The 14757-nt window shown below is 57.8% G+C and carries 17 protein-coding genes, 1 tRNA gene and 2 pseudogenes; 9 read left to right on the top strand and 11 right to left on the bottom strand.

The annotated features are described in order from the left end of the window. Nucleotides 1-576: 576 nt before the first annotated feature. Complete coding sequence (locus tag AC07VG_RS04535) at nt 577-1131, top strand: hypothetical protein (protein WP_495020562.1); 555 nt, start codon at nt 577-579, stop codon at nt 1129-1131. A gap of 113 nt (nt 1132-1244) precedes the next feature. On the opposite strand, the gene AC07VG_RS04540 is transcribed toward AC07VG_RS04535, so the two are convergent. The 4 genes from AC07VG_RS04540 to AC07VG_RS04555 form a co-directional block, all read right to left on the bottom strand. Then, on the bottom strand, nt 1245-2402 hold the full coding sequence (locus tag AC07VG_RS04540) for an ATP-binding protein (protein WP_495020563.1): 1158 nt from the start codon (nt 2400-2402) through the stop codon (nt 1245-1247). A 259-nt stretch (nt 2403-2661) separates the two neighbouring features. Continuing rightward, nucleotides 2662-2934 carry a hypothetical protein gene (locus AC07VG_RS04545; RefSeq protein WP_495020564.1) on the bottom strand — a complete coding sequence of 91 codons (273 nt, stop codon included), beginning with the start codon at nt 2932-2934 and terminating at the stop codon, nt 2662-2664. Further along, nucleotides 2931-3296, bottom strand: a complete 366-nt coding sequence (locus AC07VG_RS04550) for a hypothetical protein (RefSeq protein WP_495020565.1) — start codon at nt 3294-3296, stop codon at nt 2931-2933. Before AC07VG_RS04550 ends, AC07VG_RS04545 begins: the two co-directional genes overlap by 4 nt. Beyond that, nucleotides 3293-4264 carry a hypothetical protein gene (locus AC07VG_RS04555; protein ID WP_495020566.1) on the bottom strand — a complete coding sequence of 324 codons (972 nt, stop codon included), beginning with the start codon at nt 4262-4264 and terminating at the stop codon, nt 3293-3295. Before AC07VG_RS04555 ends, AC07VG_RS04550 begins: the two co-directional genes overlap by 4 nt. A gap of 148 nt (nt 4265-4412) precedes the next feature. Here AC07VG_RS04555 and AC07VG_RS04560 point away from each other — a divergent pair, with 148 nt between their 5' ends. The 3 genes and pseudogenes from AC07VG_RS04560 to AC07VG_RS04570 all read left to right on the top strand — a co-directional run. Then, nucleotides 4413-4856, top strand: coding sequence for a hypothetical protein (locus AC07VG_RS04560; protein WP_495020567.1), 444 nt, complete (start codon nt 4413-4415; stop codon nt 4854-4856). A gap of 96 nt (nt 4857-4952) precedes the next feature. Further along, nucleotides 4953-5276 carry a helix-turn-helix domain-containing protein gene (locus AC07VG_RS04565; protein ID WP_495020568.1) on the top strand — a complete coding sequence of 108 codons (324 nt, stop codon included), beginning with the start codon at nt 4953-4955 and terminating at the stop codon, nt 5274-5276. A 61-nt stretch (nt 5277-5337) separates the two neighbouring features. After that, nucleotides 5338-6036 (top strand): annotated as a pseudogene (locus tag AC07VG_RS04570) (type II toxin-antitoxin system HipA family toxin); the annotation flags it as partial. Nucleotides 6037-6290: 254 nt separating this feature from the next. Here AC07VG_RS04570 and AC07VG_RS04575 read toward each other — a convergent pair. Further along, nucleotides 6291-6935: a glutathione S-transferase family protein gene (locus AC07VG_RS04575; protein ID WP_495020569.1), complete on the bottom strand. Its 645-nt coding sequence runs from the start codon at nt 6933-6935 to the stop codon at nt 6291-6293. Between the two features lie 272 nt (nt 6936-7207). Between AC07VG_RS04575 and AC07VG_RS04580 the strand changes: the two genes are divergently transcribed. Next, nucleotides 7208-7864 (top strand): peroxiredoxin-like family protein, encoded by a 657-nt coding sequence (locus AC07VG_RS04580; RefSeq protein ID WP_495020570.1) that lies wholly within the window; start codon nt 7208-7210, stop codon nt 7862-7864. Nucleotides 7865-7901: 37 nt separating this feature from the next. Here the strand turns inward: AC07VG_RS04580 and AC07VG_RS04585 are convergent, their stop codons facing one another. From AC07VG_RS04585 to AC07VG_RS04595, 3 genes are all read right to left on the bottom strand, one after another. Then, complete coding sequence (locus AC07VG_RS04585) at nt 7902-8789, bottom strand: LysR family transcriptional regulator (protein WP_248801207.1); 888 nt, start codon at nt 8787-8789, stop codon at nt 7902-7904. Between the two features lie 110 nt (nt 8790-8899). After that, nucleotides 8900-9622, bottom strand: coding sequence for an SDR family oxidoreductase (locus AC07VG_RS04590; RefSeq protein ID WP_495020571.1), 723 nt, complete (start codon nt 9620-9622; stop codon nt 8900-8902). 58 nt (nt 9623-9680) lie between these two features. Then, the gene (locus tag AC07VG_RS04595) at nt 9681-10235 is read right to left on the bottom strand and encodes a carboxymuconolactone decarboxylase family protein (protein ID WP_495020572.1); all 555 of its coding nucleotides are present in this window, start codon (nt 10233-10235) and stop codon (nt 9681-9683) included. Nucleotides 10236-10896: 661 nt separating this feature from the next. On the opposite strand from AC07VG_RS04595, the gene AC07VG_RS04600 reads away from it, so the two are divergent. Continuing rightward, the gene (locus AC07VG_RS04600) at nt 10897-11175 is read left to right on the top strand and encodes a DUF3077 domain-containing protein (RefSeq protein ID WP_495020573.1); all 279 of its coding nucleotides are present in this window, start codon (nt 10897-10899) and stop codon (nt 11173-11175) included. A gap of 85 nt (nt 11176-11260) precedes the next feature. Here AC07VG_RS04600 and AC07VG_RS04605 read toward each other — a convergent pair whose 3' ends face one another. From AC07VG_RS04605 to AC07VG_RS04615, 3 genes and pseudogenes are all read right to left on the bottom strand, one after another. Beyond that, the gene (locus AC07VG_RS04605; protein ID WP_495020574.1) at nt 11261-11479 is read right to left on the bottom strand and encodes a type II toxin-antitoxin system MqsA family antitoxin; all 219 of its coding nucleotides are present in this window, start codon (nt 11477-11479) and stop codon (nt 11261-11263) included. 2 nt (nt 11480-11481) lie between these two features. Beyond that, nucleotides 11482-11670 (bottom strand): annotated as a pseudogene (locus AC07VG_RS04610) (type II toxin-antitoxin system MqsR family toxin); the annotation flags it as partial. 319 nt (nt 11671-11989) lie between these two features. After that, nucleotides 11990-12074, bottom strand: a tRNA-Leu gene (locus AC07VG_RS04615). 108 nt (nt 12075-12182) lie between these two features. On the opposite strand from AC07VG_RS04615, the gene queA reads away from it, so the two are divergent. Genes queA through yajC form a run of 3 tightly spaced genes read left to right on the top strand, consistent with a single transcriptional unit; the run spans nt 12183 to nt 14755 of the window. Further along, nucleotides 12183-13247: a tRNA preQ1(34) S-adenosylmethionine ribosyltransferase-isomerase QueA gene (gene queA, locus AC07VG_RS04620; protein WP_495000714.1), complete on the top strand. Its 1065-nt coding sequence runs from the start codon at nt 12183-12185 to the stop codon at nt 13245-13247. 14 nt (nt 13248-13261) lie between these two features. After that, complete coding sequence (gene tgt, locus AC07VG_RS04625) at nt 13262-14377, top strand: tRNA guanosine(34) transglycosylase Tgt (RefSeq protein WP_248797315.1); 1116 nt, start codon at nt 13262-13264, stop codon at nt 14375-14377. Between the two features lie 36 nt (nt 14378-14413). Beyond that, nucleotides 14414-14755, top strand: coding sequence for a preprotein translocase subunit YajC (gene yajC, locus AC07VG_RS04630; RefSeq protein WP_495000715.1), 342 nt, complete (start codon nt 14414-14416; stop codon nt 14753-14755). Nucleotides 14756-14757 lie beyond the last annotated feature (2 nt).

Consider the following 14757-nt stretch of genomic DNA (forward strand, 5'->3'; position numbering starts at 1 on the left):
ATCGTGGCATTTCAGGCCGTTGGCCAGGCACCCTGGGCGGGTATCTTGTTGGGCCCGGTGCGGTCTTTGCCGCACCTCTTCAAGGCATAAAAGGCAGCTTGCCACGCGGCCTTTGATTCGCCTGCACCAAAGCGACGTACGCGGTTCTTTTTGCGACCGCCTGTTGAGTCTAGATGAGTGCTGCCCGAGGTGTTGTCCACGAGGGGGCGGGGCACCTCTTTTTCCAGAAAGTGGAGGCGAAAAAAAACCGCCTTAGTAGGGCGGTTTTTCCGCAAGTCTGGCATAAAGCCAGCTTGCATATCTCACAGAGACCATCGACGTGGAAACTCATTTTACTGAGACCTTTTTCCGCCCGCAATATTTGGGTGTAACCGAAGGTTTCTAGAAACGCCAAGAGATTGCCTTGCACTGATATATCCCGTCTTTGCCTCATCACGAACGCTGGACGGCGTGATGGCAAAATAGTAGCTTGCCTGTCAAGGTACCCGCTTTATGCGTGTAACACAGGCGGAGTCAATGAGCATCTGACTCGCTGGCGCCTTGTTCCTGGGATATTTAATCAACAAGGATTCATGAATGCGTAATCTCTTTGCTGGTGTGCTGATAGGTACGGTAGTCCTTTTGTCCGGCTGCAATACCACACCGCGTGATAAGGCCACCATCTACTACGACCGTACGCAATTTGTGGCGCAAGTCACTAAAGACTATCCCGATATCAAGGAGCCGATTCTTCAGCATGGACGTTGTACGCTGCTGATCTCTACCCCAGGTTCAACCACGGGTACTTACTACTTCTGCACCTTTGCTCTGACGCAGGATGAACTCTATGTTCAAGGTTGGGATGCTACGGTGTTGAAGTACACGGAAATCGTTCGGGTCGACCTTTCGAAACTCAATAAAGTGGCGCTGGACACGTTTTTCCGAAGCTCTCAGGTGCAGCTGATTGAGCAACAACGGCAGGTTTCGTTAGGTGTGACAATTGATGATGGCGGCTATAACGATTCGGCTGCGACTGAGCGAGTGTTCGCAGCCATAAAACAGAGAGGCGTCAATGTGGTGAAAAGTGAGGGGACGGTGATGCCCCCAGCACCGCCGACGCCAATGATCATTCCGATTATTTTGCCGCGTTGAAGTGAGGCGAGTAGTTCACGATCGGTATGAGAGTTATGGCTTGCTCCTTAGTACTTGGAGCAAGCTCGGTTCAGGATGGTGGTGGGGGACCTTTTGGGAAGTAAATAAACCTTTCAGCCGAGCCCGTCCAACAGGTTGGCTTCGCGTAGAATCTCGACGATGACAGGCTCGTCAACTGCATAGACGCCGCGCGAGGCCTTCCAGACGAGTTTCTTGTCCTGCAGGGCGATTAGCGCCTGTTGCACAGCTGGCACTTCTATCCTGACATCATCAGCGGCAATCCCGGTCTGTTCCATTGCCTTGGCATACAGCGCCATGGTTGGGGCTTCGAAGGGGGCGTAGTCCTCGCCCTTGGCGCTCATGACGCGGATGACCGCGGATTGGATGGGGGTGAGGCTGTGGATAACCTTCTTGAGGTTGGCGTTGAGCTCGGCGGTCTGTACGCGTACGTGTTCCGTAAATCTGGCCGGTATGTCTTGCGGGTCCAGTGTCAGGTCAAAGCGAATCTCGTCTGCCGCCGCGCCCAGTAATTCAGGGCGATAGCCGCTTTCCTTGAAGAGGATAAAGACCTCGTCGGGATCGAGAGGGTGGGGCAGGTCGACATGCTGGCAGAACCAGTCGATGAAATGCTTGTCGAGGGTCGGGAACGGCACCATCGATGCGCCGAAGAAGGCTTGGTCCTTGCTGTTGCGCAGCATCGCCAGCTTGTCGCGGTTGGAACCGGTGCAGACGATGCGTAGGCCATGATGTTTGGAGCTGTTCAACTCGTCGCGGGCTGCCTTGAGCGCGAACAGGGAAGCGACGCCTTCCTCGGTGGTGATGGCGTGCTGGGCTTCGTCGATGATCAGAACAATGATCTTTTTCGTCTCGTCCGAAAGTTCGACCAGGGCCTTTGTCAGGTCGACATCCTTGCCGAGACCTATTCGGTCCAGGCTGAACCCCAACCCGCCGACACTGACTTTTTCCATCCCGGCCCCCCTGGCCAAACGGGTGATCACGCCTTCGTTCGCGGCAAGCGCCTCGCGGACGGCATCGACGATCACGTGGCCGGGGTCTTTGGTCAGGTCTTTCCAGAGGTCGGCATACAGCACAATGGCGCGCGCTTCTTCGAGTGCGGGGCGCAGATCTTCCCGGGCGAACGTGGATTTGCCGGTGCGGCGCGGTGCAGCGAGGAAAACGCCAGAGCTGGCGGCGCTGCCCACGGCGATTTGCAGGATGAGTTTGGCAAGTCGCCTGGCAAGCTCCGGGCGACGGTAGAGAACTTCGGACATTGGCAAGCTCCTGCTCGGGACGGGTTTATAGCGAATTATAGAGCGATTATAGATCTATTATAGTGCCCGGTTTAGAAGGGGGTGGACAGATTATGGTGAATTATAGAGTGATTATAGAGCGGTTCGGGGTGAGCGTCGGTGTGGTTGTGTGGCGAGGATCTGCACGCTGTGCATGGTTGCTGCGCCCTGTCGGAACGCCTCACGCTTTTCATCGCGTTCAATGCCGGGCCGTCCACCGCTTGTCGATAGCTGTTGGCTCTCAGCGCGTACCGACATCCCACTTGCTGAACGTGGCCTGTACTTCCTCGTTTGTGGCGAAAAGGCCCGCATCAGCCTCTTCCACGGCACGTTGGATCTCGACGATCCGCCACGTTTCGTGATCTTCATGAGTCGCCTCTGAATCATTGGGATGTTTGGCACGGTTTACCCACTTGGCCTTGAGGGCTTTCAGATCGGTCAGGTTACCTGCCTCTGCGTCGGCGATGCCCTTGGCAATTGCATTGATGTGCCATGGTCTGGACTTAACGCTCACTGGAGTTGTTCCCATATACAGAATGCGATAGCGGCAAGAAAAAAAGGGATCTCAAAATACAATGGGGCTTTGATCCATCGCTTGAGTTTTAGCGGAATGGCATCGACCTCTTGTTGGGTCAAAAGCCCGCGCCAAATAAACATCTTGGGGAACATGATCATCATACTGATCACCCCCTGTCTCATCGAACGATCTTTGAACGAGCTGCCGCCCCACCACCTGCGATCACCGATTAGCATTGCGTTGTTATTGAAGTAGGGTTCGACCAGATCCAGTTTTGTATTGACGACATAGGCTGACAAGCCGATACCAAAGAACATGAAAAATACACCCAAAACAGCTAATAGCGGATGCATAGTCATAAGTCTTCCAGCTTATACATTAGATCCCCCATAGACTCTCCGAATTTTCCTCCCCACGTTCCTCCCGCATACCCACCGACGGCACCACCGATAATTCCGCAACTCAACGCGCCCCAACCTCCAGACACAACACCCAATCCAACGGCACATACAATGCGCGCTCCATAGGCCCCGACCTTTCCTCCGAAGTGAGATCCCGTAATCCCGGCCGCCACTTTCCCGCCTTCCACATATCGGGCCTTCCTGCACTGCTCCTCTCGCCCGGTCGAACATGCTTCTTGAATAGCCAGTCCCGCCGCCCCCACGTCCAACGCCATACCCACAAAGCCGCCTTTGCTCAGGAAACGGGAAGTGCTGGCAATCTTGTTGATCCGCTGCGCATACCCGTCGATTTCCTGGCGATGTAGATAGCGTCGGGTGGAAATGCCGAGCATCTTCTTGATCGATTTGTTGTGCCGCAGGCTGGTGCCGTAATGGCCGACGCCCTGGAGTTGCGTGTCCAGCTTCTGGAACAGGACCTGTCGCTTAGCAATGAACCCGGCCCTGGCCGAAGCGCCGCCTTTCAGATGCTGCTGATGCAGCTTTTCGATTTCCTTCAAAGTGTCCTCAACCCCGGTCAAATGCCGTCCCCAGGCCGCCGTGGTGCTGCCGATGCCAATCGAGCTGTAACCCAGCAACCCCTGTAACAAATCATAGTTGTTCAGGATCTCGACACCCGCCCTGGGTTCGAGACTCAGGGCCAGGTCGATTTCCCGGGCCCGGGTCATCAACCAGGCCTCTTCGAAGGTGCAGGACGCCGTGCTGTCGTCGGGTACGATCACCAGTTGCCCGGGGGTTACCATCGAGCGACGCAGGTGACTATTGATCGTGTCGAACTTGGTCAGCGCATGTGAGCCACGCGGTATCAATAGTTGGCTTTTCAGGCTGGGGTAATGGGTGGTCTTTTCATTGATGAATCCTTGCGCCATGCTTCACATCCTTGATGTGTGAAAGATGGCGTCAGATATAAGAGCAGATAAACACTGAAAAGAAGAGCAGGTTTGCTGTTTGCTACAGGTCTTAATTGATTATAGGAAATATCCTACGTATCGATTGATGTTGAATAGGTTGGAGAGCATGCGTGGCTTACTTGGTGAAGGGCAGTTTGCCGGTGGCAACGAAGGCATGAAAGGCTTTTTGTCCGTCACGCGCGGCCTGACGCACATCAAGGTATGTCAGTTCGCTGCTGATGGGCTTCTTGCAGGGCTTGTCGATTTTTTTGGTGATAGCCATGGTGCTCTCCAGAGATCGAATGCTCATATGAAAAGCTTAAGTGATCGCTCATTGTTGAGCAAACCAGGGTGGCTGGCGGTATTGCAGCCGCTTTGGCCAATGGTTTGTGCTGGGATGTCCGCGGGCTCACCGCACTTTCGTTCTTCGTCGTTACGCCGTCCGGGGCAAGCTCCGCTCCCGCAGGGCGTAACGACGAACGAAAATGCTGACCCAGCGAGCCTGAGTGAAGTGATCTTCCTGTGTAGCCTAAAAATAGAATGTCATTTTATGACACCTTATGCGATTTAAGGTGTGTTTTCATGATGTTTTATTTTTTGGTTATTGATCATAGTGTTTCATTAGATGCTACATTAACGACCATAAGGGTTCATTTGGTATCATCTTATGAAAGGCTATTTCCCGGTTCAGAGCGTATCATTGCTCTATCGTATAGGTATGCTGGTGAAGGAGGCGCGTCTGCGTATGGGGATCAGGCAGGCTGATCTTGCCGAGCAGGTCGATATCTCCCTCCGTGCGGTGCGCCATATCGAAGCGGGCAAGGCCGAGGGGGTTTCTCTGCGCGACTTCATGCTGGCGCTGTTCACGGTCGGCATCTCTGACAGGGTGTTCCAGGCCCTGCTGGAGGACCCAGCGTTCGAGTCCGAGCAGCTTTCTTTAAACAGTACCAAGCGAGTGCGGATTCCGCGCAGTCGTGACGAGGCATTCTGATGTCGAGCGTCTACATCTACATGGAGTGTCCGGTCTCCGGTGAGACGGTGACTTTCGCACCGATCACAAGCTGATCCTGGCAAAGTCGCGTGACAAGTTCGACCACTACGATCTGCCGGTCTTCGAGTTCGCCTGCATGACATTCGCTGCGGATAGAGGTTTGAACGTGGCTCGCACGGCATTGCACCGGGGCGAGAATGCCAACACGCTGCTGGTCGAGCGTTTCGACCGGGAGTGGCTTGAGGGGCAGCAGCGGTTCCGCCGTATTCCCATGATGAGTGGGTTGACCTTGTTGGACGCTGAATGGCATTCGCGGACCAGTGAAGGCTGGATCTACGCTGCACTGGCTGACGAGCTGTATCGCCGTGGCGCATCTGATTCCGATCGGCGTGAACTGTTTCGGCGCATGGCCTACAACGCCCTGGTTGGGAATAGCGATGATCATCCGCGCAACCATGCGGTGATCTATCAGGACGGCGCCTGGCGGCTTGCGCCTATGTATGACGTCGTGCCGGTGCTGGATGAGGGGCCGGCTCAGGCGCTGGCGATGTCCGTGGGTATGCAGGGGCATCTTCTCAGTCGATCCAATCTGCTCAGTCATCATCGTCATTTCGGCCTCACTGAAGATGAGGCGGCAGTCATTCTCGATGACGTTGCTGACTGGGAGCAGGATCTGAAGGATCACTATGCCCAACACCTAGCGGGGGCTGAGTTGGATGCGGCGGTCGCGGCAACGAGTGGAGCTCGGTTGTTGGCGTGACAGTCGGAAACAGATCACCGCAAGAAATATGTGCCGAGGGGGACTCGAGGGTTCCATATATTACGTGGCTTGCAGCCAGATTATATCCTCAGGGATACAAGCTTTCTTCTGTTGGGTACCGGCTATAAGAAGAGATCTGGTTTTTCCTCAAGCCTCAGCCAATCGAAGTCCTACTCAGTCGAACTGTATCCGATCTGCTAGGTGCTCCAGTGTGAAAGGGCCCATCGTGGTGGGGGTGAACAGCGGCTGATTGCTCATGATTTGTGGTCCGGAAGAAGGGCATTGATGCGTTCGATGCCGCGTGCGACGGAGGATCGCCGGGTGACAGCGTTGAACCAACGCTCCACGTTCGGGCTTTCAGCGAAATCGACAGCCGCAAATTCTTTGCGCCAGAGCCAGCCGTAGTGCGCGATATCGGCGATTGAGAACTCATCTCCCGCTACATAGGCGTTGCACGCTAGCACGCCGTCCAGCACGGCCAGTGTGCGTTTGGCCTCACCGTGAAAGCGGGCAATGGCCGCCGGGTTCGGCTCGCCGGCCAATTTCTGGAAATAGCCGGATTGGCCGAAAGCAGGGCTCAGCGCGCTGGCGTGAAAGAACAGCTGTTCAAAGACTTTGGCGCGCTTCACCCCATCGGTAGGTAGCAGCCGGCCATATCGCTCGGCCAGGTAGACGAGAATGGCCGCCGACTCGGTGAGGACCATGGGCTGGCCGTTATTGCCATCGGGATCGACCAGCACCGGTACCTTTGCATTGGCATTCAGAGCAACGAATGTCGGCTGCTTTTGCTCGCCTTGGCGAAGGTTGACCGGCTGCAACTGGTAGTCGAGCCCCAACTCTTCCAGAGCGATGGAGACTTTGACGCTGTTGGGGGTGGCAAACGCATGGACGATTAACATGGGGTGTTCCTGGATTGAGAATGAGTCCAACTGAAGAGGGCTTCGTGCCAATTGGCCACGATGGAGATCATTCTGCTGAGCAGGGCTGGAATAGGGCAGGCAGCTGGTGGGGATATGAATCATTCCCCGCTGGAATAGGCATCGCTTGCGCGAGGTGAGTCGTGAAGGGCATTCCTGATGGGCATATTTCCTATGCAGGCCAGCTCTCTACTGGGCGAGCGGCGATGTCGCGATCATGAGTCTCGATACATCAACCTACCGAGGAAATACTCATGACCCTTCAAGCCAAACTGGATGCTTTCAAGGCCGACTTCGTTGCCGGCAAACCTCCCTACAATGCTCCGGCACCTGTGCACGCCGTGATGCACCGGGCCACTGCCGAGCTGATCGCCAGCGGCCAGGCCGAGCGTGCGCTCAAGGCCGGTGATGTGGCGCCGGTATTCAGCCTGCCTGATGCTCAGGGCAATCTGGTGTCGTCAGCGGAACTGCTGGCGCGCGGGCCGCTGGTGATCAGCTTTTATCGTGGCGTCTGGTGCCCGTACTGCAACATGGAGCTGCAAGCGCTGGAGCAGGCACTTCCGGCCTTTCAGGCGCGCGGTGCCAGTCTGGTGGCGATTTCGCCGCAGAGCCAAGCCAACAGCCGCAAATCGCAACGTCAAAACGGCCTGGGGTTTCCGATCCTCAGCGACAGCGGTAATGAAGTAGCGGCTGCTTTCGGCCTGCGGTTCAAACTGCCGGACTACCTGGTTGAACTCTATCTGAGCCTGGGCAACAACCTGCCGGTCATCAACGGTGATCAGAGCTGGACCTTGCCGATGCCGGGTCGTTTCGTCATCGGCCAGGACGGCATCATTCTGTACGCGGAGGTGAATCCCGATTACACGCTGCGTCCAGAGCCCACTGAGTTGCTGCCTGCATTACGCGGTTGATATCGAGTCCCTCAAGGCCGCCTTCGGGCGGCCTAGCTTATTGTTGGTTCATCAAGCCCGCGACGAAATCAACGAATGCCCGCGCCTTGGCACTGGCCAGGCGCCCGGTAGGAAACACCGCCCACAGATCCAGCGGCGGCAACTGCCAATCCTCCAGCAGGGGTACCACTTCGCCTTTGGCCAGTTCTTCTGCGAACATCCATTGGGACGTCAATGCTACGCCCAGACTCCCCAGCACCGCTGCCCGCACACCCTCCGCCGCACTGACCCGTACCCGCCCGCTGACCGTCACCGACTGCACCGTGCTGCCCTGTTTGAAGGCCCAGTGCTCACCGCCGCCTGCCTGGGCGAAAACGACCGCTTGGTGTTGCGCCAGATCAGTAGGGTTGCAAGGTTTGCCATGGGCTAGCACGTAAGCAGGGGTGGCCAGCACCAGCCGCTGACATTCACCGATCTTGCGGGCGATCAGGTTGGAGTCGGCTAACGCTCCCATACGCAAGGCAACATCGATGCCTTCCTCGACGAGATTGACGGTGCGGTCATCCAGAACGATATCGATGTTCAGCTCGGGGTGTGCATCGAGGAACGCTCCCAGGTACGGCAGCACATGCAGACGCGCGAAGGTCACCGCCGCACAGATCCGCAAGGTGCCGTGCAGGCCGCTGCCCGCACCGCGTGCGGCGAGGTCGGCTTCGTGGGCTTCCTCGATGGCACGCTTGGCACGTTCGTAGTAGGCGGTGCCGGCTTCAGTCGGTGTAAGCCCGCGAGTAGAGCGCAGCAATAGCCGCACGCCGAGGCGATCTTCGAGTTGTGCGATGGTTTTCGATACCGCGGGCTGGCCGAGGTTGAGGCGCCGCGCCGCCGCGGAAAACGACCCCGCTTCGAGCACGCTGACAAAGGTTTCCATTGCTGCCAATCGATCCATGTCGTTCCACCTGAAACAGTTAAACACTCATAGCAAAAAGCGAGCGAAGCAGGGGGCTTCGCTCGCAGCGGGTGGTTTATCTCAACAAGGCGTGCGCAACGCAACCCTGGCTAGAATGCGGCTTTGCCGATTGATGCGCCACCGTCGACGAACAGCGTCTGGCCGGTGATGAAACCGCTGCTTTCGTAAAGCAGGAAGGCGATGGCTGCTGCTATCTCTTCGGGTTGGCCGAAGCGCCGCAGAGGGATGCCTGAGAGGTAGCGGGCTTCACCTTCACTGCCGAGCGGATTGTTCGCGCGGAACAGTTCGGTCTCGGTCGGCCCAGGGGCAACGGCGTTGACGGTGATACCCGTCGTGGCCAGTTCCAGTGCCCACGACCGGGTAAAGCTGATGAGCGCGGCCTTGGCGGCGGCATAGGCGGTGCGATGGGCAATGCCCAGTACGGTCAGGCTGGAGATGTTGACGATCCGGCCCCATTGACGCTCGCGCATACCGGGCAGCAGCGCCTGAGTGGCCAGAAGCGCCGAGTGCAGATTCACCCGCATCACGGCATCGAAATCGTCCAGATCCACTTCACCCAGCAGCTGCGGGCGAACCAGACCGACGTTATTCACCAGCCCGTCGAAAGCATACTGCTGGGTTAACGTCGCCAAGGCCTGTTCGGTCGCCTTGCGATCTCCCAGGTCAACCGGGACCAAAATACCGGGGAAATCGACACCCTCAGTGTGCCGGGCGACGCCCACGACGCGGTGACCCGCGTTTGCCAGTGTCTGTGCCAACGCCAGGCCGATGCCCTTGCTGGCGCCGGTGATCAAAAAGCTTCGCTTGTTCATGAGTGCTCCTGGGACCAGCCCGTGCAGGGGCTGGCCGAGTGAAGGCCGAAGGCAGGTTTCAGGCTGGCTTGGTCCATTCGTTGCCTTTCATGAACGGATCGAGCTGGGTGTGCACCAGATGGTTGGTGTAGTTGCTCATGACCTTGGTGGCGACGCCCAGTACCACCTCCAGCACGTTGCGCCGCGTGAAACCGGCAGCCAGGAAGGCTTCGATACCGGCGTCGTTGACGAAGCCGCGATCACGCACGACCGCCGTGGTGAACACATGCAAGGCTTCCAGGCGAGCATCCGGAATGACGCTGCCGGCGCGCAGAGCGGCAATGACCTCGGGCGCCATCTCGATCATCTTGGCCAGGGTGGTATGCCCGGCCATGCAGTAGTGGCAGCTGTTTTCGAAGTTGGAGGTCAGGTACACGACCTGCTGTTCGTGCGGGGTGAGGGTGCTCTTGCCGAACAGGTCCCAGAGTTGGCTGTAACCGGCCAGCAGCTCTGGCGATTCAGCCATGTTGCCTTGCAGGTTCGGTACGAAGCTGAAGGCTTTCTGCACGGCTTCCAGAATGGGCTTGGAGGCAGCAGGGGCAGTGTCGAGTGTGTAACGAGTGAAAGTGGTCATCGCAGTTTTCCTTGAGTGGGTCAGCAAGAGTGCTGGGGCTATCTTGCTGCTCTTGGCGGGGCTGCGGAACGTCGCGGCGGGGCATATGATTCATGCGATTTGGGAATAAAGCAGGACATGGACATATTGTCCGGCTGGCGATTTTAGAATCTCGCGGTCAATGGAAATGATGACGGATTTATTTTGCCGCAGCCCAAGACGTCATCCCTGAATGATCGTAATGCACTTCGGGTAGATCGCCATCTAGCTTGGGGCTGTGAACGATCTTCTATGCCGACTGAAATTTTTCGACTTACATACCTCCGCCACTCACATTGCGGCTCCCTACTGTCCGCGCTACTTTTTCCCTGTCGCTGCCAACTCAGCGACCGGGCCTGGAAACCTGTGGAACAATGGGCGCATAGGCGCCACCATTCATCACGACTGCTGGTGCTTTTTTGTGCCAGTCTCTGCGTGTTATGGCGGCTGTGCGCGGGAGACCCTCGGGTCTGCCGGGTTTTCCTATTGTCCCGGTTTCCAGCCTGCGTACAGCTGCCACCCATTCGCCTGGAAACGAACGTGGTAGCTCCCTCACATTAGGAGTCCTGCGTATGAACGTTTTTGATGGATCGACTTTGCATGTTCCAACCCCCAGCACCCAGGTCCACGCCGGAGGTGTTCAATGACCAACCCACCCACAAGCAAGACTCTCGGTGTTATCACCTTTTCTCAGTGCGGCTCCCAAGGTCGTGAGTTGTTCCGCGTAAACCCCGGTGTTCCCATTCTGGAAGCCATGGAGCACGCGTCCCTCCTGCTCTATTGCGCCAAAGCACTCTCCCTCGATGCTGCCCTGGAAAGCGATGGTGAACGCTATGCCTGGGCATCGCATTACCTGGGCGAGATGGGCAAGGCGGTTATTGATGATTTGACGCAGGGGATGTTGCGCGAGGCGTCGGTGTAGGCGGGTAGTTTTCGGTTGATGCCGATTTTGGCGGTGGGTATTGGCAGGCTCACCGCGTTATCGTTCATCGCGAGCAAGCTTGCTCCTACAGGAGCGGTGCGTTAGCTGCATGGGCCTGTTTCGAGACTGATCGCATTTCGCGCATGACACGATCCGATTCGGCTGTATCCAGGACAGACTCGGCGCAGACCGGGCAGAAGTCTCCCGTCACTGAAGTGATGGCTGTGGTTTCGCCCTTGTAGGTGTAGGGCAGGTCGCGGGTATCGTGGATCAGCTCTGCCGCGCCGCAAACAGGACATTTCATGTTCATAGCTCCTTGAAGGATACGATCAGCACGTCATCGATAACCGTCAACTGCAAATATACGTCGCCCACCCGCGTGCTTGGGCGGTACACGTCTTGCCAGATCGTGTGATCGGCATGAGTCGTCATGCTCTTGTAGGAGTCCGTTTCTGTCAGCGCCGTCACGACAGTCAGCATATCTGACAGCGTGAGCAAGCTTACTCTGCGGAGGTGGATGCGGCGTCGGGGGGGTATTTCAAGATTTGAATCGCTTTAGGACGGTATTCGAGAGCCGGTCACGAATGTCCTGATAGCCGGGGTGATGGGCAAAGCTGACTCAGGGAATGTTGCGCGGGGAGAGGGGTTAAGGACCGGCCGATCTTCGATTGATGTCGAGATTGGCGGCGGCGCACGGCAGGCTCACCGCGTTATCGTTCTTCGCGAGCAAGCTCTGCTCCTACAGGATTGTGGCGTTTCCAGCTTTTCTGCAGGCGAAAAAAAAGACCTTGAAATTCAAGGTCTTTTTTTAAGATGGTGCCCCGAGGGAGACTCGAACTCCCACTCCTTTCGAAAACGGATTTTGAATCCGCCGCGTCTACCAATTCCGCCATCAGGGCTCAATGGCGGCGAAGTATAGAGACGTGATTACCGTTGGTCAATCGGCTTTCGTGGTCAATTTTAACGATTTCCGCTAAACTTCCCGGCCCTGCTGAACGAACCCCATCATGCGCGTCGCTGACTTTACTTTCGAGCTCCCCGATTCCCTGATCGCTCGCCATCCTTTGGCCGAGCGACGCCTCAGTCGCCTGCTGACCCTCGACGGCCCCAGCGGCGCGCTCGCACACCGTCAATTCACTGATTTGCTTGAGCATTTACGCCCGGGCGATCTGATGGTGTTCAATAATACCCGGGTCATTCCAGCCCGCCTGTTCGGCCAGAAAGCCTCTGGCGGCAAGCTGGAAATCCTCGTGGAACGGGTCCTCGATACCCATCGCGTGCTGGCCCATGTGCGCTCCAGCAAGTCGCCCAAACCCGGTTCGAAGATACTGATCGACGGCGGCGGCGAAGCCGAGATGCTCGCCCGCCACGACACGCTCTTCGAACTGGGCTTCGCCGAGGAAGTGCTGCCGCTGCTGGAGCGCGTCGGTCATATGCCGTTGCCTCCTTATATAGACCGTCCCGATGAAGGCGCCGACCGCGAGCGCTATCAGACCGTCTACGCCGAACGCCTCGGCGCCGTGGCCGCGCCCACCGCCGGGCTGCATTTCGATCAGCCGCTGCTGGACGCCATCGCCGCCAAGGGTGTTGAAAGCGCTTTCGTCACCCTGCACGTCGGCGCCGGGACTTTCCAGCCGGTCCGCGTGGAGCGTCTCGAAGACCACCACATGCACCACGAATGGCTGGAAGTCGGCCAGGAAGTGGTCGACGCCGTGGCCGCCTGCCGCGCGCGCGGTGGTCGGGTGATCGCCGTCGGTACCACCAGCGTCCGTTCGTTGGAAAGCGCCGCCCGCGATGGCGTGCTCAAGCCGTTCAGCGGCGACACCGATATCTTTATCTTCCCCGGCCGTCCCTTCCATGTGGTCGACGCCCTGGTAACCAATTTCCATCTGCCCGAATCCACGCTGCTGATGCTGGTTTCGGCCTTCGCCGGTTACCCCGAGACCATGGCCGCCTACAAGGCCGCCGTGGACAACGGCTACCGCTTCTTCAGTTACGGTGATGCGATGTTCATCACCCGCAACCCGGCGCCTGCCGCACCCAAGGATCGGGCCCCAGAGGATCAAGCATGAGTCGCACCTGTCGTATGTCGTTCGAGCTGCTCGCCACTGATGGCAAGGCGCGTCGCGGTCGCCTGACCTTCCCCCGCGGTACCGTCGAAACCCCGGCCTTCATGCCGGTGGGCACCTACGGTACGGTCAAGGGCATGCTGCCACGGGATATCGTCGCCACCGGCGCCGAGATCATCCTCGGCAACACCTTCCACCTGTGGCTGCGCCCCGGCACCGAGGTGATCAAGGAGCACGGCGACCTGCACGACTTCATGCAGTGGAAAGGCCCGATCCTCACCGACTCCGGTGGTTTCCAGGTGTTCAGCCTCGGCGCCATGCGCAAGATCAAGGAGGAGGGCGTGACCTTCGCCTCGCCGGTCGACGGCGCCAAGGTGTTCATGGGCCCGGAGGAGTCGATGCAGGTCCAGCGCGATCTGGGCTCGGACATCGTGATGATTTTTGACGAGTGCACCCCGTACCCGGCTGACGAAGACGTCGCCCGGGTGTCCATGGAGCTGTCGCTGCGCTGGGCCCAGCGCTCGAAAAACGCCCACGGCGACAACACCGCCGCATTGTTCGGCATCGTCCAGGGCGGCATGCACGAGAATCTGCGCAAGCGCTCCCTCGAAGGCCTCGACCAGATCGGCTTCGACGGCCTGGCCATCGGCGGCCTGTCGGTGGGCGAGCCCAAGCACGAGATGATCAAGGTGCTGGATTACCTGCCCGGCCTGATGCCTGCTGACAAACCTCGTTACCTTATGGGCGTTGGCAAGCCGGAAGATCTCGTAGAGGGTGTGCGCCGCGGGGTGGACATGTTCGATTGCGTGATGCCAACCCGTAATGCCCGCAATGGGCACCTGTTCATCGATACCGGCGTGCTGAAGATCCGCAACGCGTTCCATCGCCATGATGAATCGCCGTTGGATCCGACCTGCGATTGCTACACCTGCCAGAACTTCTCCCGTGCTTATCTGCATCATTTGGACAAGTGCGGCGAAATGCTGGGGAGCATGTTGAATACGATCCACAATTTGCGCCATTACCAGCGCCTGATGGCTGGTTTGCGCGAGGCTATTCAACAGGGTACATTGGCCGCCTTTGTCGATGCCTTCTACGCCAAACGCGGGCTTCCCGTACCGCCTTTGGACTGAATTTTCAGAACTGAATTCTTGCAACTGGAGTGCTAAATGAGCTTTTTCATCTCTAACGCGTTCGCGGACGGTGCCGCACCGGCTGCTGCCGCCGGTCCCCTGGGCGGTGGTTTCGAATGGATCTTCCTGGTCGGCTTCCTGGTCATCTTCTACCTGATGATCTGGCGTCCACAGGCCAAGCGTGCCAAGGAGCAGAAGAACCTGCTGGGCAACCTGGCCAAAGGCGATGAAGTGGTCACCACCGGCGGTATCGCTGGCAAGATCACCAAAGTCAGCGACGACTTCGTGGTGCTGGAAGTGTCCGACACCGTCGAAATGAAGTTTCAGAAGGGCGCCATCGCGGCCACCCTGCCTAAAGGCACGCTGAAAGCGATCTAAGT

The sequence above is a fragment of the Pseudomonas sp. GW821-FHT03C07 genome, from assembly GCF_059420925.1.

What these genes read in the sequence shown, in the direction of transcription:
- AC07VG_RS04605 (WP_495020574.1), bottom strand. Translation starts at nt 11,479, where the DNA reads ATGAAATGTCCTGTTTGCGGCGCGGCAGAGCTGATCCACGATACCCGC.
- AC07VG_RS04555 (WP_495020566.1), bottom strand. Translation starts at nt 4,264, where the DNA reads ATGGCGCAAGGATTCATCAATGAAAAGACCACCCATTACCCCAGCCTG.
- AC07VG_RS04540 (WP_495020563.1), bottom strand. Translation starts at nt 2,402, where the DNA reads ATGTCCGAAGTTCTCTACCGTCGCCCGGAGCTTGCCAGGCGACTTGCC.
- AC07VG_RS04565 (WP_495020568.1), top strand. Translation starts at nt 4,953, where the DNA reads ATGAAAGGCTATTTCCCGGTTCAGAGCGTATCATTGCTCTATCGTATA.
- queA (WP_495000714.1), top strand. Translation starts at nt 12,183, where the DNA reads ATGCGCGTCGCTGACTTTACTTTCGAGCTCCCCGATTCCCTGATCGCT.
- tgt (WP_248797315.1), top strand. Translation starts at nt 13,262, where the DNA reads ATGTCGTTCGAGCTGCTCGCCACTGATGGCAAGGCGCGTCGCGGTCGC.
- AC07VG_RS04590 (WP_495020571.1), bottom strand. Translation starts at nt 9,622, where the DNA reads ATGAACAAGCGAAGCTTTTTGATCACCGGCGCCAGCAAGGGCATCGGC.
- AC07VG_RS04535 (WP_495020562.1), top strand. Translation starts at nt 577, where the DNA reads ATGCGTAATCTCTTTGCTGGTGTGCTGATAGGTACGGTAGTCCTTTTG.
- AC07VG_RS04580 (WP_495020570.1), top strand. Translation starts at nt 7,208, where the DNA reads ATGACCCTTCAAGCCAAACTGGATGCTTTCAAGGCCGACTTCGTTGCC.
- AC07VG_RS04550 (WP_495020565.1), bottom strand. Translation starts at nt 3,296, where the DNA reads ATGACTATGCATCCGCTATTAGCTGTTTTGGGTGTATTTTTCATGTTC.
- AC07VG_RS04585 (WP_248801207.1), bottom strand. Translation starts at nt 8,789, where the DNA reads ATGGATCGATTGGCAGCAATGGAAACCTTTGTCAGCGTGCTCGAAGCG.
- yajC (WP_495000715.1), top strand. Translation starts at nt 14,414, where the DNA reads ATGAGCTTTTTCATCTCTAACGCGTTCGCGGACGGTGCCGCACCGGCT.
- AC07VG_RS04600 (WP_495020573.1), top strand. Translation starts at nt 10,897, where the DNA reads ATGACCAACCCACCCACAAGCAAGACTCTCGGTGTTATCACCTTTTCT.
- AC07VG_RS04560 (WP_495020567.1), top strand. Translation starts at nt 4,413, where the DNA reads ATGCGTGGCTTACTTGGTGAAGGGCAGTTTGCCGGTGGCAACGAAGGC.
- AC07VG_RS04575 (WP_495020569.1), bottom strand. Translation starts at nt 6,935, where the DNA reads ATGTTAATCGTCCATGCGTTTGCCACCCCCAACAGCGTCAAAGTCTCC.
- AC07VG_RS04595 (WP_495020572.1), bottom strand. Translation starts at nt 10,235, where the DNA reads ATGACCACTTTCACTCGTTACACACTCGACACTGCCCCTGCTGCCTCC.